Source organism: Micromonospora sp. NPDC050686, from assembly GCF_040654475.1.
Taxonomy (GTDB): Bacteria; Actinomycetota; Actinomycetes; order Mycobacteriales; family Micromonosporaceae; genus Micromonospora.
In genome coordinates, this window is the sequence record NZ_JBFAID010000034.1 from 18924 (window position 1) to 36634 (window position 17711).

13 protein-coding genes are annotated in these 17711 nt (G+C 74.1%); 7 read left to right on the forward strand and 6 right to left on the reverse strand.

All coding sequences use genetic code 11. The features are described 5' to 3' along the window. Positions 1 to 128: 128 nt before the first annotated feature. Both AB0H57_RS21010 and nudC read left to right on the forward strand, forming a co-directional pair. Complete coding sequence (locus AB0H57_RS21010) at positions 129 to 818, forward strand: hypothetical protein (RefSeq protein ID WP_357508848.1); 690 nt, start codon at positions 129 to 131, stop codon at positions 816 to 818. Between the two features lie 103 nt (positions 819 to 921). Further along, positions 922 to 1758 carry an NAD(+) diphosphatase gene (nudC, locus tag AB0H57_RS21015; protein ID WP_357508850.1) on the forward strand — a complete coding sequence of 279 codons (837 nt, stop codon included), beginning with the start codon at positions 922 to 924 and terminating at the stop codon, positions 1756 to 1758. Between the two features lie 45 nt (positions 1759 to 1803). On the opposite strand, the gene AB0H57_RS21020 is transcribed toward nudC, so the two are convergent. The 4 genes from AB0H57_RS21020 to mfd form a co-directional block, all read right to left on the reverse strand. After that, positions 1804 to 3423: a DUF885 domain-containing protein gene (locus tag AB0H57_RS21020; protein ID WP_357508852.1), complete on the reverse strand. Its 1620-nt coding sequence runs from the start codon at positions 3421 to 3423 to the stop codon at positions 1804 to 1806. A 174-nt stretch (positions 3424 to 3597) separates the two neighbouring features. Continuing rightward, the gene (locus tag AB0H57_RS21025) at positions 3598 to 4578 is read right to left on the reverse strand and encodes a nucleoside triphosphate pyrophosphohydrolase (protein WP_357508854.1); all 981 of its coding nucleotides are present in this window, start codon (positions 4576 to 4578) and stop codon (positions 3598 to 3600) included. Continuing rightward, positions 4575 to 5288, reverse strand: coding sequence for a hypothetical protein (locus AB0H57_RS21030; RefSeq protein ID WP_357508856.1), 714 nt, complete (start codon positions 5286 to 5288; stop codon positions 4575 to 4577). Before AB0H57_RS21030 ends, AB0H57_RS21025 begins: the two co-directional genes overlap by 4 nt. A 233-nt stretch (positions 5289 to 5521) precedes the next feature. After that, on the reverse strand, positions 5522 to 9172 hold the full coding sequence (mfd, locus tag AB0H57_RS21035) for a transcription-repair coupling factor (protein WP_357508858.1): 3651 nt from the start codon (positions 9170 to 9172) through the stop codon (positions 5522 to 5524). A 134-nt stretch (positions 9173 to 9306) separates the two neighbouring features. Here mfd and AB0H57_RS21040 point away from each other — a divergent pair, with 134 nt between their 5' ends. Both AB0H57_RS21040 and AB0H57_RS21045 read left to right on the forward strand, forming a co-directional pair. Then, positions 9307 to 10218, forward strand: a complete 912-nt coding sequence (locus AB0H57_RS21040) for an AraC family transcriptional regulator (RefSeq protein ID WP_357508860.1) — start codon at positions 9307 to 9309, stop codon at positions 10216 to 10218. A 334-nt stretch (positions 10219 to 10552) separates the two neighbouring features. Continuing rightward, the gene (locus tag AB0H57_RS21045; protein WP_357508862.1) at positions 10553 to 11245 is read left to right on the forward strand and encodes a cyclase family protein; all 693 of its coding nucleotides are present in this window, start codon (positions 10553 to 10555) and stop codon (positions 11243 to 11245) included. Between the two features lie 56 nt (positions 11246 to 11301). Here the strand turns inward: AB0H57_RS21045 and AB0H57_RS21050 are convergent, their stop codons facing one another. After that, a complete protein-coding gene (locus tag AB0H57_RS21050; protein WP_357508864.1) occupies positions 11302 to 12342 on the reverse strand; it encodes a S66 peptidase family protein in 1041 nt (346 codons plus the stop codon). Positions 12343 to 12449: 107 nt separating this feature from the next. Here AB0H57_RS21050 and AB0H57_RS21055 point away from each other — a divergent pair, with 107 nt between their 5' ends. After that, on the forward strand, positions 12450 to 12575 hold the full coding sequence (locus tag AB0H57_RS21055; protein ID WP_357508866.1) for a hypothetical protein: 126 nt from the start codon (positions 12450 to 12452) through the stop codon (positions 12573 to 12575). A 128-nt stretch (positions 12576 to 12703) separates the two neighbouring features. Further along, the gene (ppc, locus tag AB0H57_RS21060; RefSeq protein WP_357508868.1) at positions 12704 to 15490 is read left to right on the forward strand and encodes a phosphoenolpyruvate carboxylase; all 2787 of its coding nucleotides are present in this window, start codon (positions 12704 to 12706) and stop codon (positions 15488 to 15490) included. A 121-nt stretch (positions 15491 to 15611) separates the two neighbouring features. Here ppc and AB0H57_RS21065 read toward each other — a convergent pair whose 3' ends face one another. After that, positions 15612 to 16415: a hypothetical protein gene (locus AB0H57_RS21065; protein WP_357508936.1), complete on the reverse strand. Its 804-nt coding sequence runs from the start codon at positions 16413 to 16415 to the stop codon at positions 15612 to 15614. A gap of 58 nt (positions 16416 to 16473) precedes the next feature. On the opposite strand from AB0H57_RS21065, the gene AB0H57_RS21070 reads away from it, so the two are divergent. After that, on the forward strand, positions 16474 to 17670 hold the full coding sequence (locus tag AB0H57_RS21070; RefSeq protein ID WP_357508870.1) for a DNA recombination protein RmuC: 1197 nt from the start codon (positions 16474 to 16476) through the stop codon (positions 17668 to 17670). Positions 17671 to 17711 lie beyond the last annotated feature (41 nt).

The following is a 17711-nucleotide window of genomic DNA, read 5'->3' on the forward strand; positions in this document are numbered from 1 at the left end:
CACCCGACGCGCGGACCGGCACCCGGAACCCGCACCCGGCGGCGGTCGACCCGGACATTCCCGGATTCTCGGCCCGCAACCGGCAACGAGTTTGCGCCTGGCGGACTCGATCGACCACGCTGGTCGCCATGCCCGCCGCCCTGAGACCCTTCCGCATGCTCGCCGCCACGGTCGTCGCGTCGCTCACGGTCACCGGTTGCCAGGCGATGGACGACGCCGCGACCGCCCTCGACCGGTCCGATCTCGTCAACGACCTCGCCGCCCGGATGGACGAGGCGCTCGTCGGCACCTGGACCGCGGAGTACCAGCTCGCCGGCGGAGGCGCCGCCTCGATCGCGCAGACCCGCAAGCCGCTGCGCTCCTCGTACACCTGGCCGGACGGCAAGATCACGGTCACCCAGGACGCGCTCACCCGGTGCGAGACGGCCGCCGGCCGCACCGCCTGCACCGTGCTGCCGCCGGTGGCGACCGCCGGCACGCCCTCGGTGCCGGTCTACGCCGAGGCCGCCGAGCGCGGGCTGGTCACCCCGCCCGGGGTGATCCGGCTGCTCACCGACGCCGCGCTCGACTCCGACGCGACCGTCACGCAGAGCGACACCACCGTGGCGGGCCGGCCCGCCACCTGCGTCGACGTCCGGCACACCGCCGGTGACTTCACCGCCTGCGTGACCAACGAGGGGGTGCTCGGCAGCTTCGCCGGCAGCCTCGCCGGCCGGGCGACGGAACTGACCCTCAGCCGCTGGACGGAGACGGTCGACCCGGCCGCATTCGAGCCGCCACCCGGCGCGGGCGTGACCGACCGCCGCACCACGTCGTGACACCGGCCCGGCGCCGACCGTCGCGGCACGTCGCGGCTCCGGCCCGGCGCCGACCGTCGCGCCACCTCGTGGCTGCGGTCCGGGTCAACCGGCGCGGCACGTCGTGACCGAGGACGGGTTCCGGCCCGGGGCCGACGGAAGCCGGCCGCCCGCGCCGGGCGACCTGGCCCTGCCGGTGGCCGGGCACAAGCTGCTGACCGCCCCGGACGGGACGTTCCCCCGGATCGGCGAGCTGCCGGGCCGGGCCGACTGGGTACCGGTCGGCACGCTGGACGGCGTACCGGCGTGGGCCGCCGACGTCGCCGAGGCCGAGGCGCTCCCCGGCGACTGGCAGAGCTGGCGGCGGCTCGCGGCCCGGCTGCCCGAACCGCTGGCCACGCTGGCCGGCCGCGCGCTGGCCGTGGTCACCTGGCGGCGTACCCACCGGTGGTGCGGGGCGTGCCGGGCCGAGCTGGCCGATGTGCCCGGCGAGACCGCCCGGCGCTGCCCCGGCTGCCAGCTGTACGTTCCGCTGCGGCTCTCCGCCGCCGTGCTGGTGGCGATCACCCGGCCCGGCCCGGCCGGCCGCCCCGGCGAGCTGCTGCTGGTCCGCCACTCGTACGGGCCGACCGAGCTGTGGGCGCTGGTCGCCGGGTTCGTCGAGGCCGGCGAGACGCTGGAGGCGACCGCCCACCGGGAGGTCCGCGAGGAGGTCGGGCTGGCCCTCAACCGGGTGACCTACTTCGGCAGCCAGCCCTGGGCGATGTCCGGACCGGGCACGCTGCTCACCGGCTTCACCGCCACCGCCGCCGACCCGACCGCGCAGCCGGTGGTCGACGGGCGGGAACTGACCGAGGCGCGCTGGTTCCCGCTGGACGCGCTGCCGGCGGAGCTGCCGCCGGCGTACTCGATCTCCCGCTGGCTGATCGACGCGGTCGCCGCCCGCGACGCCAGGTGTTAGCAGGGGCCCCCGCCTATGCAGAAAGCGTTAACAAGGGGCCCCTCCTTACCTCCCCAGCAGGGTGCGGAGGTGGCGCGGGGGCGGGCAGTCGTGGGCCAGCATCGCGTCGTGCCAGTCGCGCACCGGCACCCCGTCCGGCCGGGCCGCGCCGATATCGGCCAACTCGCTGTAGCCGACGAAGTACGTGGAGAGCTGGGTCGAGGTGAGCAGCGACCGGCGCCACTTGCCCGCCGCCTCGCCCTCCTCCTGGAAGCCCCGCCCGGTCATCAACGCCAGGGCATCGACCTCCGCCATGCCGTCGCAGTGCACGAGCTGGTCGAGCAGCGCGTTGATGGTCATCCGCAGCTGCATCTTGAGCTGCTGCAACCGCACCGGCAGCCCGCCGAAGCCACGGTCCACCATCAGTTCCTCGGCGTACACCGCCCAGCCCTCGATGAACACGCCGGACTCGGTCAGCGCCCGGACCCGGGTGTCGCCGGCGTACCGGCGGGCGTGGGCGAGCTGGAGGAAGTGACCGGGCATCGCCTCGTGCACGGTCAGGTTGCGGATCATGTGGTTGTTGTACTCGCGGTAGAACGACTCGACCCGGTGCGCCGGCCAGTCGGCCGGGGTGGGCGCGATGCAGTAGAAGGTCGGCACGTCCGCCGTCTCCAGCGGCCCCGGTGAGTCGCAGTACGCCACCGCGACCCCCCGGGCGAACTCCGGCATCTGCTGGATCACGCAGGGATCGTCGACCAGCGTGACCAGGTCGTGTGCCCGGACGAAGTCGCTCGCCTCGTCCAGCGTGACCGAGGCGAGGTCGACGATGGTGTGGTCGTCGGGGTGCTCGGCGGCGAGCAGGTCCAGCGCCCGGCGGACCGTCTCGTCGTCGGCCGGGCCGCCGACCAGCTCGACCGCGGCGGCCCGGATCTCGTCGGTGACCCGCTCCAGGTTGGCCCAGGCACGCCGCTGCACCTCGGCGGCGGAGAGCTCGGTGTCCAGGGTGTGCCAGAGCCGCGCCTCCCACAGCCGCCGGCCCAGTCGCGGGTCCCGCCCGGGGCCGGTGTCGGCGGCGAGGCCGGTGCGCAGCCAGGCGACGAACTCGTCCAGCGCGGCGATGGCCGCGGTGGCGGCCGGCTCCACCGTGGCGTACAGCGCCGGCGCCTCGGCGAGCAGCGCGGGCACCTCGTCCCGGATCAGCGCGGCCGTGCCGGTGAACTGCCCGACCGCCGTCTCGGCATGCACCCGGGGCATGTCCCGCAGCGTGGCGCGGGCGGTGGCCAGCGCGTCCGGTACGGCGCCCAGCCGCCCGGCGAGGCTGGCCAGCCGCACCTCGGCCGGGGCGTACGGGCGGGACAGCAGGGCGTGCAGCAGCGGGCCGGGATTGTGCCGCAGCGGGTCCCACTCGTGCGCGCGGATCTCGGTCGACTCGAACAGCCCCCGGTCGACCAGGCTGGTGAGCAGCGCGTGGTCGACCCGGTGGTCGACGTCGAGCGAATCCGGGTCGATCTCGGCGAGCGCGTCGGCGGCGTCCCTGAGCATCGCCCGATCGGCGGCGACCGCGTCCGCGGAAAGGTCCGGCAGCCGATCGTCGAACCGGTGGTCACCGGCCGAGGTGGCCAGCCCGGGCCGGCTCTCCAGCACGGCCTCCACGATACGCTCCGCCAACGGCACAAACGCTTCCATGCGCCCGACCCTACCGATCACCCCACCCCGGCGCCCGCCCCGATCGCCTGACCCGACCGCCTCGCCCGGCCTTCTCACCCGGCCGCCTCGTCGATCATGGAGTTGGCGGCGGCGAATCAGACATGTCGCCCCGCCAACTCCATGATCACGGCATCGGTGCGGGGTGGGGTGCGGTTAGGGGGTTTGTTCGGCGGTGCGGACGGCTTGGGCGTAGGACAGGGTGGCGCGGCGGAGGGCGGCCTCCGGGTCGAGGCCGGCCTGTCGTGCGGCGGCGACGGTGACCAGCAGGCTGGCGCCGAGTCTCGCCTCGGGGTCCACCTGGGACTCGGCCAGGGGCGGGGGGACGGCCAGGCCGACCCGGCCGGCCCGGTCCAGGACCTTGGCCGCCAGGGCGAGCGCGGGCTGACTCATGGCGATGCCGTCCAGCACCGACTCGCGTACTTTCTCGGCCCGCTTGATCCGCTCCCAGTTCGCCTCGATCTCCTCGATCGAGCCGGCCTCCTCGCCGGAGAAGACGTGCGGGTTGCGGCGGACCATCTTGTCGACCAGGCCGCCGGCCACGTCGTCCACGGTCCAGCGCCGCCCGTCCGGCAGTTCCTCGGCCAGCCGGGCGTGCAGCAGCACCTGGAGCAGCACGTCGCCCAGCTCCTCGCGGAGCGCGTCGGTGTCGTCGGCGCTGATCGCGTCGTACGCCTCGTAGCACTCCTCCAGCAGGAAGCCGGCCAGGCTGCGATGGGTCTGCGACCGCTTCCACGGGTCACCGCCGGGCGAGGCCAGCCGGTCCATCACCTCGACCGCGTCGAGCAGCCGGGCGCCGGGCGGGTCCCACGAGCCGTACATCAGTTCCAGCTCGGCCAGGCCCGGCTCGCGGGCCAGCCGCAGCCCCAGCTCGCGGGCCAGCGCCTCGTCACCGGTCGGGCCGGCCAGCCAGACCGCCGTGCCGTGCGCGGCGACCGCGTCCAGCAGCGCCTGGGTGGCGCCGGCCTCGGCCAGCACCGTCACCTCGGCGCCCGTCGTTCGCAGGACCGCCGTCAACTCGCTCTCCGCGCCGGCCAGCACCGGCGCCGAGCGTACGACGTCCCAGGCGGCGGCGGTCAGCAACCCGGCGGGCAGCCGGGGCGAGGTGACCAGCAGGACGATCCGGGCGGTGGTCAACGGGCGTCGATCACCGAATCGTTGCCGGACTCGCCGAGCGGCACGCTGACCGCGGGCACCTCACCGGTGAAGCTGAGCACCGGGAACTCCAGCGGGCGGTAGCGGGGGTTGACCGTCACGTCGTACCCGGTGACCGCCTCGGCCAGGGTGTTGCGGGTGGCCAGCGCGGAGCGCAACTGGTCACCGTCGAGCTGGCCGGCGGCCTGCTCCACGGTCACCTCCGGCGGGATCGCCCCGGCCTGCTTGCCGGCCGCCACCAACGCGGCCAACTCCTCCTCGGTGGGCGCGACCGGCTGGCCGGCCGGCACGCCGGAGAGGCAGGTGTACAGCTCGGCGACCCGCTGCGAGTACGCCGCGTCGGCCGGCAGGCCGAACTGCTGGGCGACCTGCTCCGCCTGCACCTGGCCCTGCGGCCGGTAATTCTTCTCGGTGGAGACCTGCTGGCACACCTTGAGCAGCACCAGGGTGCTGACCACCTGGGACCGGGCCGGCAGCCGCGACCCGGCCGGCGCCGCGGACTCCTGCCCGGTGGGGGTCGGCTCCTGACTCGGGAGCTGTCCCTTCAGCTCGTCGAGGACGCCGGTGACGGCATCCTCGGTGATCCGGTGGTCACCCACGTACGCGGCGACACCCGGCTCGGCACGGCAACCGGAGAGGGCGACGAGACCGACCGCCACGCTGGCGACGGCGAGAAGACGGCGAGCACGCATGACGGCAACTCTCTCACGGCCGGCACAGCCCTGTGACGCCGCCCACCCGGGATGCAAGGCCGGGGCCCCGGTTAACGCCTGCGGCGGAGCAGGGGCCCCCGCTCAACGCTCCGAGCTTCCGCTCGCCGCTGCGGGGCGGGCAACCCCGGCCCGCTCCTCGGGCTCGCCTGTGTCACCGACCGCTCGCCACTGCGGGGCGGGCAACCCCGGCCCGCTCCTCGGGCTCGCCTGTGTCACCGACCGCTCGCCACTGCGGGGCGGGCAACCCCAGCCCGCTCCTCGGGCTCGCCGAGGACATCCTTCAAGAGCTGGGCGCACCACTCCAGCAGCGCCTGGTCGCGCAGCGGCTCGCCACCCACCCGGCGGGTGCTCGGCCGGGGGACGCTGACCTGGTCGAGCGCGGACTTGTAGACCGAGTCCGGGTGGTAGCGCTTGAGCCGCAGCTGCTTGGAGTCGGGCAGCGGCAACGGGCTGAACCGGATGTGCTTGCCCTGCATCGACACGTCGGTGAGCCCGTACCGGCGGGCCAGCAGCCGGAAGTTCGCCACCGCGACCAGGTTCTGCACCGGCGCGGGCGGCTCGCCGTACCGGTCGGTCATCTCGGCGACCACCTCGCGCAGCCGCTCGGCGTCACGGGCCTCGGCGAGCTTGCGGTACATCTCCAGCCGCAGCCGCTCCACCCCGACGTAGTCGTGCGGCAGGTGCGCGTCGATCGGCAGGTCGACCTTGACCTCGGTCTCCTCCTCGGTGCTCTCACCCTTGAAGGCGGAGACCGCCTCGCCGACCATCCGGACGTACAGGTCGAAGCCGACGCCCTCGATGTGGCCGGACTGCTCGCCGCCGAGCAGGTTGCCGGCGCCCCGGATCTCCAGGTCCTTCATCGCCACGTACATGCCGGCGCCCAGCTCGGTGTGCTGGGCGATGGTGGCCAGCCGCTCGTGCGCGTTCTCGGTGAGCGGCCGGTCGCCCGGGTAGAGGAAGTACGCGTACGCCCGCTCCCGGCCCCGGCCGACCCGGCCGCGGATCTGGTGCAGCTGGGCCAGGCCGAGCAGGTCGGCCCGCTCCACGATCAGGGTGTTGGCGTTCGGGATGTCGATGCCCGACTCGACGATGGTGGTGCAGACCAGGACGTCGAACTCCTTCTCCCAGAAGCCGACCATCACCTTCTCCAGCGCTTCCTCGCCCATCTGGCCGTGCGCCACCGCGACCCGGGCCTCGGGCACCAGCTCCCGGATCCGGCGGGCCGCCTTCTCGATCGACTCGACCCGGTTGTGCAGGTAGAAGACCTGCCCGTCGCGGAGCAGCTCGCGGTGGATGGAGGCGGCCACCTGCCGGTCGTCGTACGCCCCGACGAAAGTCAACACCGGGTGCCGCTCCTCGGGCGGGGTGGCGATGGTCGACATCTCCCGGATGCCGGTGATCGCCATCTCCAGGGTGCGCGGGATCGGGGTGGCCGACATGGCCAGCACGTCGACCGAGGCGCGCAGCGTCTTCAGGTGCTCCTTGTGCTCGACGCCGAAGCGCTGCTCCTCGTCGATGATGACCAACCCGAGCTGCTTGAACCGGGTGGCCGCCTGGAGCAGCCGGTGGGTGCCGATGACGATGTCGGCGGTGCCGTCGGCGACCATCTCCAGCGTCCGCTCGGTCTCCTTCGGCGTCTGGAACCGGGACAGCTGCCGGATGGTGATCGGGAACTGGTTCATCCGCTCGGCGAACGTGTTGTAGTGCTGCTGCACCAGCAGGGTGGTGGGCACCAGCACGGCCACCTGCTTGCCGTCCTGCACCGCCTTGAACGCCGCCCGTACGGCGATCTCGGTCTTGCCGTACCCGACGTCGCCGCAGATCAGCCGGTCCATCGGGACGGTCTGCTCCATGTCCCGCTTGACCTCCTCGATGGCGGCCATCTGGTCGGGCGTCTCCTGCCAGGGGAAGGCGTCCTCCAGCTCCCGCTGCCACGGGGTGTCCGGGCCGAAGTTGTGCCCCTTGGACGCCTTCCGGGCCGCGTAGAGCTGGATCAGCTGGGCGGCGATCTCGCGCACCGCCTTGCGGGCCCGGGCCTTGGACTTCTGCCAGTCCGAGCCGCCCATCTTGTGCAGGGTGGGCTGCTCCCCGCCGACGTAGCGGGAGAGCTGGTCGAGCTGGTCGGTGGGGACGAAGAGCCGGTCGCCGGGCTGGTTGCGCTTGCTCGCGGCGTACTCGATCACCAGGTATTCCCGGCTCGCGCCGTTGACGGTGCGCTGCACCAGCTCGACGTAGCGGCCGATGCCGTGCTGTTCGTGCACCACGAAGTCGCCGGCCTTCAGCTCCAGCGGGTCGATGGTGTTGCGCCGCCGGCTGGGCATCTTGCGCATGTCGCGGGTGGAGGTGCCCCGGCCACCGGTGACGTCGTTGCCGGTCAGCAGCACGAACCGGGACGCCTCGTCGACGAAACCGGCGCTCAGGCAGCCGCAGGAGACCAGCAGCTCGCCGGGGGCGGGCGCGGCCGGCACCTCCTCGACCAGCCGGGCACCGAGGCCGGCGTCGCGGAGCACCTCGACGGCCCGCTGGGCGGGGCCGTGCCCCTCGAAGACCAGCGCGATCGACCAGCCCTCGCCCGCCCAGCGCTTCAGGTCGTCGACCACCCGGGCGGTCTCACCGTGGTAGAGCGGGGCGGGCTGCGCGGCCAGGCTCACCGCGATGGCGTCGTCGGGGGTGACGTCGACCTCGATCGGCTCGTCCTCCCACGGCTGCCGGGCCGGCGCGGCGTCCACCAGGCCGAACGGCGACAGCGTCCACCACGGCTGGCGCAGGGCGCGGGCCGCCGCGCGTACGTCGGCCAGGGTCTTGAAGGCGGCGGCCCCGAGGTCCACCGGCGCCTGCCCGCCGGTCGCGGCCGCGGCCCAACTGGCCTGGAGAAACTCCTCCGACGTACGGACCAGGTCGTGCGCCCGGGTGCGGATCCGCTCCGGGTCGCAGAGCAGCACGTGGGTGCCGGCCGGCATGCAGTCGACCAGCAGCTCCAGCGCGTCGGCGCCGATCAGCGCCGGGGCCAGCGACTCCATCCCCTCGACCGGGATGCCCTCGGCCAGCTTGTCGAGGATCTCGGCCAGCTCGGGGTGCTCGTCGGCCAGCGCGGCGGCCCGCTTCCGGACGGACGGGGTGAGCAGCAGTTCCCGGCAGGGCGGCGCCCAAAGCATCGGTACGCCCTCGATGGTGCGCTGGTCGGCGACGGCGAAGGTGCGGATCTCCTCCACCTCGTCGCCCCAGAACTCGACCCGGGAGGGGTGCTCGTCGGTGGGTGGGAAGACGTCCAGGATGCCGCCGCGCACGGCGTACTCGCCGCGCTTGGTGACCAGGTCCACCCGGGCGTACGCCATGTCGGTGAGCCGGCGGGCGACCTCCTCCAGGTCCGCCTCGTCACCGGCGGCGAGTTGCACCGGCTCCAGGTCGCCGAGTCCCTTGAGCTGCGGCTGGAGCAGCGAGCGGACCGGGGCGACGACCACCCGCAGCGGACCGGTGCGGCCGTGCGCGTCGGCGGACCCGGGGTGGGCCAGCCGGCGCAGGACGGCGAGCCGGCGACCGACCGTGTCGGAGCGCGGCGACAGCCGCTCGTGGGGCAGCGTCTCCCAGGAGGGGAAGACGGCCACCTGCTCGGCCGGCAGCAGGCTGCCCAGCGCGGCGGCGAGGTCATCGGCCTCCCGGCTGGTGGCGGTGACGGCCAGCACCGGTCGCCCCGCCCCACCGGCGGGCTCGTCGGCGGCGACCGCCGCGACCGCGAACGGGCGCAGCGCCGCGGGCGCGGTCAGGTCGAGCCCGTCGACCGCGGCCGCACCGGAGCGGGCCAGGTCGCGTGCCCTGGTCAGGGCGGGGTCGGCCAGGGCGGCGGAGTAGAGGCCGGTGAGCATGTGGTCATCACTTCCAGGCGCAACGCACGACGATCACCCCGCGCCCGGACTGGACGGGGGGTCCTCCGGGTCGACACTATCTCCCCGGGGGGACGATCGGCCGCCACGGTGGCGACGAGCACCCGGGAGGAAGGATGCCCGCGGAGGGAACCGGCAGTGATCCGCGCCGCACGACCACGCCCGCCCGCTGGCGGGTGCTCGGCCACCCCGAGGGAATGCTGATCTATCAGGTGCGGTGCATCGTCGAGGACCACGGCTGGACACCGGTGGTCGCCGAGGACCGCCACAAGATCATCCTTGGCCGCTCCGGGGCGTACCGGAAATGGCTCAACGGCCGTGACGGCCTGGCGGACGCCACCTCGGTCACCCTCACCCGGCCCGGCGACGAGATGCGGGTGGCCCACCCGTACGGCTGCGGCGACTCGTACACCTGCCTGGAGATCGACCCGGCGGTGCTGGCGGCCCGCGGTGACGCGGCGCGCTGGCTGGAACGCGACGGCTGGGACGGCTCCTCCGACGCCTCCTTCGACCTGGCACACCGGATGCTGGTCGCCGAGTTCCGGCGCGGGCTGGACGGGTTCGAGGCAACCGAGCGGCTGCACCGGTTCCTGGCCCGGCTCTTCGAGTACAGCGGGCTGTCGGCGGGCGGGCCGGACGCGGACGTCGAGCGGGTGGTCTCCCGACGCCCGGCCACCCTGGCGGCCCACCGCAGGCTCGCCGACCAGGCCCGCGAGGTGCTCGCCCACTCCGACTTCACCCTGGGCCTGGCGGAGGTCGCCCGCGAGGTGGGCGCCTCGCCACACCACCTGAGCCGGGTCTTCCAGCGGATGACCGGCAGCAGCCTGACCGCGTACCGGAACCGGCTACGGGTCCGCGCGGTGCTGGACACCCTCGCCGAGCCGGAGGACCGCCCGCTGGGCGCGCTGGCCAGCGAGTACGGCTTCGCCGACCAGGCGCACCTGACCCGGGTGCTCCGCGCCCAGGTGGGCCACCCGCCGGCCCGGCTGCGCCGGCTGCTCACCGCGCCCGAGGCCCGCCGGTCCTGAGCCGCGGTGTGAGCGCGAGGAGTGAGCCGGGGTTGCGAGCCCCGCAGTCGCGAACGGAAGACAGGTCGCGAAGCGAGCAAGAAAGTTCAAGAACGGGAGCGAACCCCGGGGCGACGATGGACCGTGTCGCCCCGGGGTTCGCCATAGCGGCGACGCGGGAACGCGGGCCTGTTCGGGGGGGCCCGGGAGCCCGCTCCCCCGGGGCCGCACCCCGGTGCCAGCCGGTCGCCGGGCACCCAGGACGGCGCCGTACGTGACGCACCCCCCTGCCCCGCGTACGGCGCCGCTCCGAATCGCCCTTGACCGTCGCCCGGCTCCGTGGTCGAGTGCCGGCATGGACCGACGGGCGGGGACCGGGCGGCGGCTGGTCGAGCTGAGTCACGTGATCACCGACGGGATGACCACCTATCCGGGCTGGCCGGGGCCGACGATCCGGGAGTGGTTGACCCACGAGGCGTCCCGGGCCCACTATGCGGCCGGCACCGAGTTCCACGTCGGCGAGATCACGATGATCGGCAACACCGGCACGTACGTCGACATGCCCTCGCACCGCTGGGCCGGCGGCGTCGACCTCGGCGGGATGCCGCTGGACCGGCTCGCCGATCTGCCCGGCCTGCTGGTGGCGCTGCCCGCCGGGGCGCGAGCGGTGGGCCCGGCGATGCTCGCCTCGTACGAGGTCGCCGGCCGGGCGGTGCTGCTGCGCACCGGCTGGGACGCCCACTTCGGCACCGACCGGTACGGCGACCACACCCACCCGTACCTTGCCGGCGAGGCCGCCGAGTGGTTGGCGGCGGCGGGAGCGGCGCTGGTCGGGATCGACTCGGTCAACATCGACGACAGCGGGCCGGCGGCCGAGGGGCGCCGGCCCGCGCACAGCGCGCTGCTGGCCGCCGGCATCCCGGTGGTGGAGCACCTGACCAACCTGGACGCGCTGCCGACCACGGGCTTCCGGTTCACCGCCGCGCCACCGATGATCGCCGGCATGGACGGCTTCCCGGTCCGGGCCTTCGCCGTCGTCGACGGCTGACTCAGGCCGCAGGATCGGCCCGTACGGGCTCCCCGCGGCCCGGCGGCCCCGCACCGTCAGTAGCGCACCGCGATCCGGCGCTCGACCGCGTCCACCCGGACCTCCCCGCCGTACGGGACGATCAGTTGCGGGTCCGTGTGGCCGAGGTCGACGTCGAAGACCACCACCGGGTCGTCGGCGTACTCGGCCAGCGCCCGAGTCACCGCCACCCGCTGCTCGTCAGCCCACTCCTGCCGTTCGGGCACGCTGTGCGGGCGGTCGAAGTCCCACGCCTTGGCCCGGCCGACCAGCACCGCCGGGAAGGCGGCGAGCAGCCCGCGTTCCCCCATGTTCCGCAGGATGCGGAACACCTCCCGGGCGTCCGGCAGCTCGTTGGAGGTCTCGAAGACCAGCACCGAGCCGGCCAGGTCGGCCGCCGACGGGACCCGGTCGGTGGCCGCCAGCCAGTGCAGGATCTCCAGACAGCCGCCCCAGGTGCGTCCCTCCACCACCCGGGCCGGCCCATGCCAGCGCCAGCCCTCACCCGGGAGCATCACCGGCTCCTCCGCCAGCGCCGCCGGGTCCCGCCAGTCGCGCGGCTCGTCGCCCCATTCCGCGGCCGGGGTCAGCTCGTACCAGCCGGAGGTGAAGAGGGCGGCGCGCAGCGAGTCGAAGGTCAGCGGGTGCGGCTTGCCGGGGCGACCGAGGTGCACCAGCACCGACCCACCGTGGTACGCCACGATCCCCAGCCGGTACAGGTGATTGAGCACATTGGTGTTGTCGGAGTAGCCGAAGTACGGCTTCGGGTTGGCCCGCAGCACCGCGTCGTCCAGGTGCGGGGTGACGGTGATCAGGTCGTCCCCGCCGACCGTGGCGAGCACCGCGGTGATCGTCGGGTCGGCGAAGGCGGCGGTCAGGTCCCGGGCCCGGTCGCGCGGGTCGGCGCGCGGCACCCGGGTGGTCGGGAACTCCACCGGCTCCAAGCCGAACTCCTCCCGCAGCCGGCGCAGGCCCAGCTCGTGCACGTGCGGGAAGAGCCCGGACAGGCCGGCGGAGGGCGACACGACGGCGACCCGATCACCCGGCCGCGGCTTCGGCGGGTAACCCGGCAGCGTCATGCCCAGACCCTAGCGTGCCCCCTCGTTGGCAAGCATCGTTGTTAACAAGGGCCCCCTCCTATCCGGAAAGCGATAGGAGGGGCTCCCGCCTTACCTAGGCTGACGGCGTGGGCGAGGAGTCGGAACGGCTGCGGGACTGGCTGCCCCGGTCGGTCGGTGGTCTACTTCGACTGGCGGGTGGGGCCGCCCGCAGCCGGCCCGCCCCCGCCGGCGAGCGGCCCGCCGATGGCTGAGCCGGCGGTCGATTCGCGCGTTGTGCGCGGCGCGACATCGCGGGGCCCTTCCGCTCATCGGGGGCGACCTGGATACGATCGACGGAGTCGGACAGCGCTGTCCTTCGTACTGACGTGAGGAGCGCGACGTGACCGACCAGCACGACCACGACGGCCCGGACGCCGCCCTGCGGGCCGACATCCGCCGGCTCGGCACCCTGCTCGGGCAGACCCTGGCCCGCCAGGAGGGCCGCCCGCTGCTCGACCTGGTCGAGGAGATCCGCGCCCAGGTCCGCTCCGACGCCCCGGCCGCCGCCCAACGCCTCGGCGGCCTCGACGTCACCACCGGCACCAAGCTGGCCCGGGCCTTCTCCACCTACTTCCACCTGGCCAACATCACCGAGCAGGTGCACCGGGCCCGCGACCTGCGCCGGCGCCGGGCCACGCACGGCGGCTGGCTGGACCAGGCGGCCAAGATGATCGCCGAGCGCGGGGTGCCGGCCGAGGAGATAGCGGCCGCCGCCCGCCGGCTCGCCGTCCGCCCGGTCTTCACCGCCCACCCCACCGAGGCGGCCCGCCGGTCGATCCTGTCCAAGCTGCGCGCGATCGCCGACGAGCTGGACGCCGAGACCGCCAACGCCATCCTCTACGGCGCCAGCGACGAGGGGCCGGCGAACCGGCGGCTGGCCGAGCTGCTCGACCTGATGTGGCAGACCGACGAGCTGCGGCTGGACCGGCCGGACCCGACCGACGAGGCCCGCAACGCCATCTACTACCTGCGTGACCTGCACGCAGAGGCCGCGCCGCAGGTGCTCGACGACCTCGCCGACACGCTGCGCACCCTCGGCGTGGAGACCTCGCCCACGGCCCGGCCGCTGACCTTCGGCACCTGGATCGGCGGCGACCGGGACGGCAACCCGTTCGTCACCCCGCTGGTCACCCGCGACGTGCTGGCGATCCAGCACGAGCACGGCATCGCCGCCACCGAGAAGGCGATGGACGAGCTGATCAACGAGGTCTCCGTCTCCCGCCGGCTGCGCGCCGTCTCGCTGGACCTCTCCGCCAGTCTCGCCGCCGACCTGGACGCCCTGCCCGAGGTGGCGCCCCGGTTCCGCCGGGTCAACGCCGAGGAGCCGTACCGGCTCAAGGCCCGCTGCGTACGCGCCAAGCTGGCCAACACCCGGGAGCGGCTGCGCAACGGCACCGCGCACGTACCCGGCCGGGACTACCGCGGCGCGGCCGAGCTGATCGCCGACCTGGAGCTGCTGCGCGCCTCGCTGGCCCGCAACTCCGGGCAGCTCACCGCCGTCGGCCGGCTCGCCTCGACGATCCGTACCGTCTCCGCGTTCGGGCTGCACCTGGCGACCATGGACGTACGCGAGCACGCCGAGGCGCACCACGCGGTCCTCGCCCAGCTCTACGAGGCCGTCGGCGAGGTCCCCGACTACCCGGCGCTGAGCCGGCTGGAGCGCACCAAGCTGCTCGCCGACGAGCTGACCGGACGGCGCCCGCTCTCCACGCTGGACACCCCGTTGACCGAGAACGCGCGCAAGACGTTCGACGTGTTCGGCACCATCCGCGAGGCGCAGGACCGGTTCGGCACCGAGGTGATCGAGTCGTACATCATCTCGATGACCCTCGGCGTGGACGACGTGCTCGCCGCCGTGGTGCTGGCCCGCGAGGCCGGCCTGGTCGACGTGCACACCGGCCGGGCCCGGGTCGGCTTCGTGCCGCTGCTGGAGACCCCCGCCGAGCTGAACGCCGGCGGCGAGCTGCTGGACGAGTTGCTGTCGCTGCCGGCGTACCGGGCGCTGGTGGCCGCCCGGGGGGACGTGCAGGAGGTGATGCTCGGCTACTCCGACTCCAACAAGGAGGCCGGCATCACCACCAGCCAGTGGTCCATCCACCGGGCCCAGCGGGCGCTGCGCGACGTGGCCGCCCGGCACGGCGTGCACCTGCGGCTCTTCCACGGCCGGGGCGGCACGGTGGGGCGCGGCGGCGGGCCGACGCACGACGCGATCCTGGCCCAGCCGTACGGCACCCTGGACGGCGCGATCAAGGTGACCGAGCAGGGTGAGGTCATCTCCGACAAGTACACCCTGCCCGCCCTGGCCCGGGAGAACCTGGAGCTGACCGTGGCCGCGGTGCTCCAGGCGACGCTGCTGCACACCGCGCCCCGGCAGCCCGCCGAGATGCTGGAGCGCTGGGACGCCACGATGGACGTGGTGTCCGATGCGGCGTACGGACGGTACCGGTCGCTGGTCGAGGACCCGGACCTGCCGGCGTACTTCTGGGCGTCCACCCCGACCGAGCTGCTCGGCCAGCTGAACATCGGCTCCCGGCCGGCGAAGCGGCCGAACACCGGCGCCGGCCTGTCCGGCCTGCGGGCGATCCCGTGGGTGTTCGGCTGGACGCAGACCCGGCAGATCGTGCCCGGCTGGTTCGGCGTGGGCACCGGCCTGGCCGCCGCCCGGGCCGCCGGGCTGGAGGACGTGCTGGCCGAGATGCACCGCAGCTGGCACTTCTTCCGCACGTTCCTGTCGAACGTCGAGATGATGCTGACCAAGACCGACCTGTCCATCGCCCGCCGGTACGTCGAGACCCTGGTCCCGAGGAAGCTCCACCCGATCTTCGCGAAGATCGAGGAGGAGTACGAGCTGACCAAGCGTGAGGTGCTGGCGATCACCGCCTCCCCGGCCCTGCTGGAGGGCTCCCCGGTGCTCCAGCGCACCCTGGCGGTACGGGACACCTACCTGGAGCCGCTGCACCACCTCCAGGTGGCGCTGCTGAGCCAGTACCGGGACTCCGGGGCCGCCGGGCGGGCGGTGGCGACCGCGCCGGGCGGCCGGCGCCCGCCGAACGACGGCACCGCCCTGGAGCGGGCCCTCCTCACCACGGTCAACGGCATCGCCGCCGGCATGCGCAACACCGGCTGAGGCGTTAGGAGGGGGCCCCCGCTCAACGCTTTCCGCATAGCAGGGGCCCCCGCTTAAACACCCGTCGGGTGAGCTGGCGGGCACGGCTGCGGCTTCGTCGGCGGCTTCGGCTGCCTTGGGGTCACCAGTCGCCGCCGCCGAAGTCCCCGCCACCGAAGTCGCCGCCGCCCCAGCCGCCGAAGTCGCCACCGCCGCCGAAGTCGCCACCGCCGAGGTCGTTGCCCTGGTCGCCGCCGAAGTCGTTGCCGGTGTCGCCGTAGTCCTGGCCGTCGCCGAACCCGTCCTGGAAGCCCTCCTGGTAGCCGGCGTCGTAGCCCGGGTCGGCGAAGGCGGGCGAGAAGAGCGCGTCGGCGATCAGCATGCCGCCGAGCACGCCGGCGCCGGCGCCCAGCGCCGTCTTCCACCACGGGGTCGAGTACCAGCCCGCGGGCACCCGCCGGCCGTGGTAGTTGCCGCCCGGGAAGTAGTACGGCGTGCCGGCGCCCGGCTGCGGGCCGGCCCGGAAGGTCTGCCCCTGCACGTTCACCTCGCGCTCCCGGGTGAGCTGGCCGGCGCCCCGCGCGGCGGCCAGCGGGGGCAGCTCGGGGCCGGGGTCGACGCCCAGGGCGGTGCGTGCCGCCCGGATGTACGTCAGCCCCTCCAACGCGGTCTCCCGGGCCAGCGCGAACTGGTGCGGGGTACGCGCCTGCTCCAGCTGTGAGCCGGCCGCGTTGTACCGCTCACCGGCGTCCGCGAGGGCCTGGCGTACCGCCGGGGCGTCGCCGTGCAGGTTCATCAGCTGGCCGCCGAGGCGTTCGTACCACCGCTGTGCCTCGGCCCGGGCGTCCGCGAGCTCGGTGGCCCGGCGCGACCGGCTCCCCCACCGCCACAACATGAGCGCACCTCCGAGCATCAGCACCAGTACCAGGCACAGCGAGCCTCTCACCATGACCTCGAAGGTACCCAGCGCGCGCACGTCGTACCCGTTTGGCAAAGTGCACGGCATGAGCTTCTCGACGCTGGCCGTGGTGGTGCTCTGCCTCGCCACGGGCGGCGCGCTGGGCTGGTTCGCCGCCCGGTCCCGGGCGGCGGCCGAGATCGCCCGGCTGGAGGCCACCCTCGCGGCCACCCGGGAGGGCGAGGGGCGGCTGGAGCAGTCGATGCGGGCGTTGAGCTACGAGGCGACGGCCCAGTCGCAGGAGGCGGTGGCCCGGGCGGTGGCTCCGCTGCACGACACCCTGCGCCGCTACGAGCTGCGGGTGGGCGAGCTGGAACGTGAGCGGGTCGACGCGTACGCCGAGCTGCGTGAGCAGGTCCGCGCGATGAGCACGGTCTCCGGCGAGCTGCGCACCGAGACCAAGCAGCTGGTGGCGGCGCTGCGCGCCCCGCAGGTGCGCGGCCGGTGGGGCGAGCACCAGTTGCGCCGGATCGTCGAGGCCGCCGGGATGCTGGCGCACTGCGACTTCTCCGAGCAGGTCACCGCCGCCACCGACCACCAGGGCGTACGCCCCGACCTGGTGGTCCGGCTGCACGGCGGCCGGAGCGTGGTGGTGGACGCCAAGGCGCCGTTCGACGCGTACCTGACCGCGATGGAGGCCCGCGACGAGCGGGGGCGCGACACCCACCTCGACGCGCACGCGAAGCACCTACGGGCGCACGTCGACCAGCTCGCGGCCAAGTCCTACTGGTCGGCGTTCGACCAGACCCCCGAGTTCGTGGTGCTGTTCGTGCCGGCCGACCCGTTCCTGGACGTGGCGTTGCAGCGCGACCCGACGCTGCTGGAGCACGCGTTCGCCCGCGACGTGGTGCTGGCCACCCCGGCCACCCTGGTCGCGCTGCTGCGCACGGTCGCCTACTCGTGGCGGCAGGAGGCGCTGGCCCGCAACGCGGTGGCCGTGCACTCGCTGGCCCGCGAGCTTTACGGACGGCTGTCCACCCTGGGCGATCACGTGGGCAAGCTGGGCTCCTCGCTGGGCGGGGCGGTGACCGCGTACAACCGAGCCGTGGGGTCGCTGGAGGCCCGGGTGCTGGTCAGCGCCCGCAAGCTCGCCGAGCTGGGCGTCTCCGACGAGGAGCTGGCCAGCCCGGCGCAGATCGAGCTGGCGCCCCGGCAGCCGCAGGCGCCGGAGCTGGTGGAGGCCGACGGTGCGGCCCGGTCCACATCGGCCGTCCGCTCGGCGGAGGGGCTGCACCCCGCGTGACGCCAGGCCCTGCCTGACGCCAGCCCTGGCGTGACGACGAT